Here is a 7,669-nt window from a genome sequence, read left to right on the forward strand (position 1 = left end):
CCTGCCGCCAGCGCCGCGGCGACGCGCTCGCTGCTGCTGCCCATCAGGCCAGTTCCCGGCCGCGCTTCGTCGCCGCCGCGACCGCGCGGGTCATCAGCGGCTGCAGCCCGTCCGGCGCCATCAGTACGTCCAGCGCCGCCTGGGTGGTGCCCTTCGGGCTGGTCACGGCGATGCGCAGCTCGGCCGGGGTGTCGGTCGCCGCCCCGGCCAGGGCGCCGGCGCCGACCACGGTCTGTCGCGCCAGCTGCGCGGCGAGATCGGCCGGCAGCCCGGCGGCGCGGCCGGCCTCGGCCAGCGTCTCGATCAGGTAGAAGACATAGGCCGGGCCGCTGCCGGAGACGCCGGTGACGGCGTTCATCAGCGCGTCGTCCTCGATCCAGGCGGTCTGGCCGGCGGCCTGCATCAGCGTCTCGGCCCGCTTGCGCTGGCCTGGCGTCACCGCGGCATTGGCCACCAGTACCGAGATGCCCTGGCCGATGGCGGCCGGCGTGTTCGGCATGGCGCGGACCACCACGGCCTCGGCTCCCAGCCCCTGCTCCAGCCAGGCCAGGGTGCGGCCGGCGGCGATCGACAGGAACAGCGTGCCGGGCCGGACGAGGCGGCGATAAGCGGGCAACGCCTCCGGCATCATCTGCGGCTTCACCGCCAGCACCACCACCTCGGGCGCCAGGTCGGCCGGCAGCCCGGCGACGTCGCGGACATGATGCAGCCGCGGGTCGGCCAAACCGAGCTCCGCCGGCTCGACCGCCCAGATCCGGTCGGCGGCGTTCCCCGCCAGCCAGCCCTTCACCAGCGCGCTTCCCATCCGGCCGCAGCCGACCAGCAGCAGATCCGACACCTGTCGCTCCCCGTTCCGTCGAGACGCGCCATCATGGCGCCGCTGCGGGCCGGCGCAAGCGCCTTCACGGAAGCGAAGCGGAACCTGGACGGAACATTTGCATTTCTTAACGTGCGCGGCCCCTGGCGCCGCCGGAGACTGCGGCATACATGCCGGGCTGCCGGCTTTGCCCGGCGCCGAACCACGGAGCGCGAACCATGCTCACCCTCACCCGCGCGGCGAGCGCCGCCCTTCTCGCCGGCCTGGTGGCCGCCTCCCCGGCCTGGGCCCAGACCACCGTGGTCCAGCCCACCACCCCGGCCCCCGCGACGGTGCCGGAAAAGGCGATGCCCTTCCCGGTGCCGCCGGACACCCGGGTCCAGGAGCCGCGCCGGTCGCCGGTTGCGCCCGACCCGCGCCATCCCGCGGTCTCCGCCGTGGCGGGCGGGACGGGACCGGCCGATGCGCGCAACTACGCCACCAACTCGCCGATCACCGTGACCGGGCGGATCGGCGGCGTCGCCCACCGCGACGGCATCACCTCGTTCCGGCTGCAGACCCCGACCGAGGCCTGGACCGTGGTGGTGCCGCCGGACCAGCCGGGCAAGATCGCCAATGGCCGCCGGGTCACCGTGGTCGGCTTCCCGCATGTCGAGATCCGCAACCAGCTGCTGGCCCAGAGCGTCGCCCTGGGCAAGTAGCCGGGCCGGCGCCGGTCAGCGGCCGCCCTCGATCCTGCGGTTCCGCTGGTTGATGCCGCCGGTGCCGTAGGGGTACTCCGCCATCTGCGGCTTGCTGGCCGCGTCCAGCGTCGCAATCTCGTCGCCGGTCAGCCGCAGCGCCGCGGCGCCGAGATTGTCGGCCAGCTGCGTGCGGGTGCGGACGCCGAGGATGACCGAGGTCACCGCCGGCTGCGCCGCCACCCAGGCCAGCGCCACCTGCGCCATGCTGACGCCGCGCGCCTTGGCGATGTCCTCGACCGCGCCGATCACCGCCCAGGTCGCCGCCTTGGCGTTGCGGGCGTCATAGGCCTCCATGCCGCGCTGCGGGTTCTCGCCCAGCCGGGTGGCGCCGGTCGGCGCCTGGTCGCGCTTGTACTTGCCCGACAGCCAGCCGCCGCCCAGCGGCGACCAGGGCAGCAGCCCGATGCCGGCGTCGAGGCAGGCCGGCACGATCTCGTGCTCGATGTCGCGGACCAGCAGGTTGTATTGCGGCTGCAGCGTCACCGGCGGGGCATAGCCGTTCGCCTTGGCCAGCCATACCGCCTTGGTCAGCTGCCAGCCGAGGAAGTTGGAGAAGCCGTAATAGGCGATCTTGCCGTTGCGCACGGAATCGTCGAGGAAGCGCAGCGTCTCCTCCAGCGGCGTCAGCGCGTCCCAGGCGTGCATCTGGTAGAGGTCGATCTGCTCGACCCCCAGCCGCCGCAGCGAAGCGTCGAGGGCCGCGCCGAGATGCTTGCGCGACAGGCCGAGATCGTTCGGCCCCTGCCCCATCGGGAAGCGGCCCTTGCTGGCGATCACCAGGCTCTGGGCGATGCCCGGCCGGCCCTTCAGCCACCGGCCGATGATCTCCTCCGACACGCCGGCGCTGTAGACATCGGCGGTGTCGAGGAAATTGCCGCCGGCCTCGACATAGTCGTCCATCAGCGCGAAGGACGTCGCCTCGTCCGACTCCTTCCCGAAGGTCATGGTGCCGAGGCACCAGGCCGTGACGACGGCGCCGCTGTTGCCGAGCTTGCGATACTCCATGGTCTTCCTCCCGTCGGAATGGTCGAGGGCTGACGCCCGCGCCAGGGCCGGGAGCCGCCATCGTCTGGAGAGCAGAACAGGAAACCCGGCCGCCTGCCGCGCCGGTGGATCGCAACCAGAATGGAACGCCTGGTTAAATCCAACAAATAGATTGTGCAGATCCGATTGATCGGATCGGGAGCACAATCCTGATGGAGGTCAAACCCGGCCGAGGAACTCCAGCACCCGCCGGGTCAGCAGCGCCGTCGCTGCCGCGTCGTAGGAGGGCAGCGAGCTGTCGGCAAAGTAGTGCTGGTCGCCCGGATACAGGAACAGCTCGGCATCCGGCACCTTGGCCACGATCTCGCGCGCCGCGTCGATATCGCCCTCGCCGACGAAGACCGGGTCGGCATCCATGCCATGGATCTGCACCGGCACGCCCTGCGGCCAGGGCCCGAAGGCCCAGTCGCCGCTGATCGGGATGCAGGAGTAGAACAGCAGCGCCCCGCGCGCGCCCGGCCGGGTCTGGGCCAGCTTCTGCGCCGGCAGCACGCCGAAGGAGAAGCCGGCATAGACCAGGCCTTGCGGCAAGGTGTCGGCGGCACGGACGCCGCGCTCCCGCAACTCGTCGAATCCGATCTGGTGGATATAGGCCATGCCCTCGTCGATGCTGCCGAAGACGCGACCGTCGAACAGGTCGGGCGCATGCACGGTGTGGCCGGCGGCGCGCAGCTCGTCTGCGAAGGCGCGCAGCCCCGGGGTCAGCCCCTGGGCGTGGTGGAACATCAGGACCTCGGCCATCGTCACCTCCGGGTCAGTAGGGCGTGCCGTCCTTGTGCAGGAACCGGCCGTCGCGGCTGGGGCTCATCATGTCGACATCGGAGCAGGTGATTACGTCGTCGGGCGAGCGCGAGCCGATTTCGAGATACACCGCCACGGCGCCCGACCGGTTGATCATGTGGTGGCCGTTGCCGGAATTCTTCGGGAAGGCGGCGCAGTCGCCGGCGCGCAGCACCGTCTCGCCGCCATCCTCGATCAGCACCAGCTCGCCCTCGAGGACATAGACCAACTCATCCTCGTGCAAATGCCAGTGGCGCTGGCTGGACCAGCCGCCCGGCGGCAGGCGCATCAGGTTGACCCCGAAATCGGTCAGCCCGCCGGCGTTTCCCAGCCGCTGCCGGATGCGGTCGGCGCAGGGCGCGTCGAAGGGATGCGGATAGCCGGAGCCCTGGCGCTCGGGCACGGCGGCGATGTCGATCTTGGGCATGGCATCCTCCCACCGATCAGCACGGAAACCGGCGTAGCACGATTCCCGGCAGAGGGCCTATCCATCGTCGCGCCGCCCGTCACCGGGCGGCGCGGATCGCCCTCGGCGTCGTCTGGCGCTCGGTCCGCATTGCCGCCGTCAAGTGGCTCTGGCTGGAAAAGCCGCTGAGATAGGCGACCTCCGCGATCGTCAGCTCCCCCTGGATCAGCAACTTCTCGGCGAAGGACAGCCGCAGGCCGACGATATGGCGGTGCGGCGGCTCGCCGAAGGTCCGGGTGAAGGCCTGGATGAAGCGGCGCGGCGACAGGCCGGCGATCGCCGCCAGCTCCGCCACCGACAGCTTGCGCGAGAAGTTGTCGGCCAGGAAATCCTGCACCCGCCCGGCACTTTGACGGGACAGCCCGCCCTGGACGGCGGGAGGCGGCGTCCGCACCCTCGAATACTGGCGCAGCATGTGGACGGCGAAGACGGTGATCAGCGAATCGACATACAGCTCATTCGGCGCCTCGCGCTGGTTCAGCTCCGCCTTCAGCATCTGGGCGATCTGCAGCGCCCAGGGATCGACGGTGCCGAAGGGCGGCGGCTGCAGCTCCACGCCGCCCGCGTCGAACTCCTGCGCCGCCAGTTCGAACAGGCTCTCCGGCGTCACCGCGATGATCGCGTTCTCCCGGGTGGTCGGCCAGACCATGCTGCTGTCCACATTCGCCGGGTTGAGGACGATCATCCCGGTCGGCGCGTCGAAGATCTGGGGCCTGTCGCTGCCGAGCGTCGCCCCGATCCGGGGCGTGGGGGCGAGCACGATGCCCGCGCAATGGTCCTGCGCCAGGAAGGTCTGCGATCCCGGCGGCCGGATCGAATGGAACGCGCCACCCCGCGGCGTGGCGATCCGCGGCCCCGCGGGCTGGGGAATGACGTCGAGAAGGTTGTAGCCGTTCCGCCGCCCTTCGGCCCTTCGCCGCGACAGGAACTCCGGCCGCGGCCAGGATCCGGGGCTGCCGTCGACGGACCGGGAATCCGGGAGAATGGGCATGGCGCGCTCCGAAGCCGGGCACACGGGTCGTTTCCGAGACGCGCCCCGGGGCCGCGCCGTCGGACGAGGTTCAGGCCGGCCGTGCCGTATCGGCGCCCGGCCCGCCCGGCGCCATATCGGCGGTCTTTCCCAGGTCATCGGCCGATCCTGAGCTTTGGCCGGAAACCGGGAATCTGTCCCGACCCGAGCCCGGCAACCGGCTGTCCGGCCAAGCCGATGCCCCGCCACTCCGGCCTGTGCAAAGAGTCACGACTCCCGATGCCGGGTATTCCAGAAAAGTCCGGCCCTTTCAGAAAAATGCCGAGAAGCCTCAGAACACTGGCCGCCGCTCCGGAATGCCAGCCATGCGGTTCGGCCACATCCCCGGCGGAAGGCGGTTCAGAGGGATGAATTGACCCGGGCCCATGCCCACCACAGCGAGAGAAATTCGGATATCACCCAACATCGCCGCCACCCACATAATTGAACGGCGAAAGCACATTTCTGTGAGTTTGCGATCAATTTCGATCGCCCCACATGCTCGTCCATGACCAATGTGACGATGATAGTGACCTGCCGCGGCGGCACATATTTTGATCGCGACTACTACGTCGACGTTCACCTGCCATTGGCGCTCGCGTGCTGGCGGCGGCATGGGCTGGAAAGCGCCGCCGCCTTCTTCCCCCGCGACGCCGATGCAGCGGACGTCTCCGTGGGGATCTACCGGTTTCGCGATGAGGCCGCGCTGCGCGCGGCGCTCGCATCCGCCGAGACAGCGGCGGTGATGGCGGACGTCCCCCGCTTCACCGACGCCACCGTGTCCCGCAGCATCGGCACCCCGCTCTGACGCCCGGCCGCCGCTGACGGTGGGGGCGGTCGCAGACTGCCGTCGACAGACAGACTCCCTCCAGCGTTCAAAGGACACGCACGATGGATTTTTCCAATCGCAAGGTATTCGTCGTTGGCGGCAGCCGCGGCATCGGCGCCGCGATCGTGCGGCGTTTTTCTGCAGCCGGCGCAGCAGTGGTGTTCACCTATGCCGCCTCTGCCGATGCGGCCATCGCGCTGGCCGCCGAAACCGGCGCGCAGGCGCTCCGGGCGGATGCCGGCGAACGCGATGCGCTCATCGCGGCGATCCGCGACGCCGGGACGATCGACATATTCGTCTACAATGCCGGTCTGCTGGTGTTCGGCGATCCGCTGACGCTCGTCGCCGACGACGTCGACCGGATGATCGACGTCAACGTTCGCGGCGCCTATTTCGGCAGTGTCGAAGCGTCGCGGATGATGCCCGATGGAGGTCGGATCCTCATCATCGGGTCCGACACCGCCGACAGCATGCCGTTCACCGGGCTCGCGGCCTATGTGATGACCAAAGCGGCGATGCAAGGCATGGCGCGTGGCCTGGCGCGCGACATGGGCCCCCGCGACATCACGGTCAATGTGATCCAGCCTGGCCCGACCGACACCGACATGAACCCGGCCGAAGGCCCGCGGGCGGCTGGCATGCTCGCGGAAATGGCCATCAAGCGCTACGGCACCGCCGACGAAGTGGCGGCCCTGGCGCTTTATCTCGCCGGCCCGCAGGCGCGCGGGATCACGGGCGCCATGCACACGATCGACGGCGGCTTCGCCGCCTGAGCCGCCGCGATGAGAGCCCATATCTTCCGGAGCGTCGGCCGGCACGAGAAAGCCCGGCTTCTCGCGAAGCCGGGCTTGCCGTCAGGGCCGCATCGGCCGAAGCGCGTCAGGCTTCGCCGACGGTGTCCAGGATCGCGGCGGTCACCGCCTCGCTGGCGCTCTTGCCGCCCCAGAGGATGAACTGGAAGGCCGGGTAGAAGCGCTCGCACTCGGTCAGCGCGATGTCGACCAGGTCCTCCAGCTGCTCCTGGCTCGCCGCCTGGGCGCCGCGCAGCAGCGTGGTGTGCCGGAACATCGGCGTCAGCTCCTCCGAGTCGACGTCGAAATGGCCGAGCCACATCCGCTCGTTGATGATGCCGAGCAGCTCCGCCACGTCGCGGCGCTTCTTCTCCGGCACCTTCAGGTCGAACTGGCAGGAGAACTGCATGGCGCTGATCTCCTCCTGCCAGAAGAAGAACAGGCGATAGCTGCACCACCGGCCGGCGACCTCGGCCAGCATCTCCTCGTTGCTGGCCCGCTCGAAGCTCCAATCATTGGCGCTGACGATTTCCTCGAGCGTGTCGAGGGGGTTTTGGGTGAAGGCGGATTCCTCGAAGGTCTGGGACGCCGTGGTCATGATCCTCCGCTCCCGTTCCGCGGTGAGGTGGCACATCTATGCCCCTCATACGTGGCCAATACCCAATGTGTAGTGGTTTTACCCATTACAGCCTTTCCAAGACAACGGTCGCACAAGGGCTTGTTAGGCGCAACCGATATGCACCGCTGCTGCGATAAAAGTTGTGGATGATTTGTGACGAAATTCAGTCCTAAACCTTGGCCCGAGGCCTGCGGCCCTTCGGCGCAGCGGCCGGGGCCGGAGACTCGGCCGGGGCAGCCTTGGCCTTGCGGGACGGCTTGGCCCCCTCCGCCTTCGCGGCAGCCGGGGCCGCCGCGCGCTTTGCCGGCTGCGCCGGCTGAGCCGCCGCCTCCAGCGCCGCGACCCGGGCGGCCAACAGCTCCTGCTCCTCCCGCGCCCGCTGGGCCAGGGCGCGGACGATCTCGAACTCCTCGCGGGTCACCACGTCGAGCCGCGACAGCACATGCTCGAACTGCTCGCGCAGGCGGGTCCTCGCCTCCTCGCGCACGCCGGCGACGGCACCGAAGGCTCCGGTCGCGACGCGGACCAGATCGTCGATCAGCTTGGTGTCGAAGGGCATCGCAGGCGGCAT

Annotated in this window: 10 protein-coding genes; 3 read left to right on the forward strand and 7 right to left on the reverse strand. The window is 69.6% G+C overall.

The features are described 5' to 3' along the window. Positions 1 to 43: 43 nt before the first annotated feature. On the reverse strand, positions 44 to 838 hold the full coding sequence (proC, locus tag ABDW35_RS27255) for a pyrroline-5-carboxylate reductase (protein ID WP_343716998.1): 795 nt from the start codon (positions 836 to 838) through the stop codon (positions 44 to 46). Between the two features lie 197 nt (positions 839 to 1,035). Between proC and ABDW35_RS27260 the strand changes: the two genes are divergently transcribed. Further along, positions 1,036 to 1,518 carry a hypothetical protein gene (locus ABDW35_RS27260; RefSeq protein WP_343716999.1) on the forward strand — a complete coding sequence of 161 codons (483 nt, stop codon included), beginning with the start codon at positions 1,036 to 1,038 and terminating at the stop codon, positions 1,516 to 1,518. A 15-nt stretch (positions 1,519 to 1,533) separates the two neighbouring features. Here ABDW35_RS27260 and ABDW35_RS27265 read toward each other — a convergent pair whose 3' ends face one another. From ABDW35_RS27265 to ABDW35_RS27280, 4 genes are all read right to left on the reverse strand, one after another. After that, positions 1,534 to 2,565 (reverse strand): aldo/keto reductase, encoded by a 1,032-nt coding sequence (locus tag ABDW35_RS27265; protein ID WP_343717000.1) that lies wholly within the window; start codon positions 2,563 to 2,565, stop codon positions 1,534 to 1,536. A gap of 198 nt (positions 2,566 to 2,763) precedes the next feature. Then, complete coding sequence (locus ABDW35_RS27270) at positions 2,764 to 3,345, reverse strand: dienelactone hydrolase family protein (protein ID WP_343717001.1); 582 nt, start codon at positions 3,343 to 3,345, stop codon at positions 2,764 to 2,766. A gap of 13 nt (positions 3,346 to 3,358) precedes the next feature. Next, a complete protein-coding gene (locus ABDW35_RS27275) occupies positions 3,359 to 3,811 on the reverse strand; it encodes a cupin domain-containing protein (RefSeq protein ID WP_343717002.1) in 453 nt (150 codons plus the stop codon). A 79-nt stretch (positions 3,812 to 3,890) separates the two neighbouring features. Beyond that, on the reverse strand, positions 3,891 to 4,841 hold the full coding sequence (locus ABDW35_RS27280) for an AraC family transcriptional regulator (RefSeq protein ID WP_343717003.1): 951 nt from the start codon (positions 4,839 to 4,841) through the stop codon (positions 3,891 to 3,893). A gap of 526 nt (positions 4,842 to 5,367) precedes the next feature. Between ABDW35_RS27280 and ABDW35_RS27285 the strand changes: the two genes are divergently transcribed. Both ABDW35_RS27285 and bdcA read left to right on the forward strand, forming a co-directional pair. After that, positions 5,368 to 5,667, forward strand: a complete 300-nt coding sequence (locus ABDW35_RS27285; RefSeq protein ID WP_343717004.1) for an EthD family reductase — start codon at positions 5,368 to 5,370, stop codon at positions 5,665 to 5,667. A gap of 83 nt (positions 5,668 to 5,750) precedes the next feature. Further along, entirely contained in the window at positions 5,751 to 6,461 is a 711-nt protein-coding gene (bdcA, locus tag ABDW35_RS27290) for an SDR family oxidoreductase (protein ID WP_343717005.1), read from the forward strand. A 106-nt stretch (positions 6,462 to 6,567) separates the two neighbouring features. On the opposite strand, the gene ABDW35_RS27295 is transcribed toward bdcA, so the two are convergent. Both ABDW35_RS27295 and ABDW35_RS27300 read right to left on the reverse strand, forming a co-directional pair. Continuing rightward, positions 6,568 to 7,077 (reverse strand): YbjN domain-containing protein, encoded by a 510-nt coding sequence (locus ABDW35_RS27295; protein ID WP_343717006.1) that lies wholly within the window; start codon positions 7,075 to 7,077, stop codon positions 6,568 to 6,570. A 190-nt stretch (positions 7,078 to 7,267) separates the two neighbouring features. After that, the coding region (locus ABDW35_RS27300) for an accessory factor UbiK family protein (protein ID WP_343717007.1) at positions 7,268 to 7,669 on the reverse strand (402 nt) is incomplete at its 5' end.

Source organism: Inquilinus sp. (genome assembly GCF_039594555.1).
Taxonomy (GTDB): Bacteria; Pseudomonadota; Alphaproteobacteria; order DSM-16000; family Inquilinaceae; genus Inquilinus.

What these genes read in the sequence shown, in the direction of transcription:
- ABDW35_RS27260 (WP_343716999.1), top strand. Translation starts at nt 1,036, where the DNA reads ATGCTCACCCTCACCCGCGCGGCGAGCGCCGCCCTTCTCGCCGGCCTG.
- ABDW35_RS27265 (WP_343717000.1), bottom strand. Translation starts at nt 2,565, where the DNA reads ATGGAGTATCGCAAGCTCGGCAACAGCGGCGCCGTCGTCACGGCCTGG.
- ABDW35_RS27270 (WP_343717001.1), bottom strand. Translation starts at nt 3,345, where the DNA reads ATGGCCGAGGTCCTGATGTTCCACCACGCCCAGGGGCTGACCCCGGGG.
- ABDW35_RS27275 (WP_343717002.1), bottom strand. Translation starts at nt 3,811, where the DNA reads ATGCCCAAGATCGACATCGCCGCCGTGCCCGAGCGCCAGGGCTCCGGC.
- ABDW35_RS27280 (WP_343717003.1), bottom strand. Translation starts at nt 4,841, where the DNA reads ATGCCCATTCTCCCGGATTCCCGGTCCGTCGACGGCAGCCCCGGATCC.
- ABDW35_RS27285 (WP_343717004.1), top strand. Translation starts at nt 5,368, where the DNA reads ATGACCAATGTGACGATGATAGTGACCTGCCGCGGCGGCACATATTTT.
- bdcA (WP_343717005.1), top strand. Translation starts at nt 5,751, where the DNA reads ATGGATTTTTCCAATCGCAAGGTATTCGTCGTTGGCGGCAGCCGCGGC.
- ABDW35_RS27295 (WP_343717006.1), bottom strand. Translation starts at nt 7,077, where the DNA reads ATGACCACGGCGTCCCAGACCTTCGAGGAATCCGCCTTCACCCAAAAC.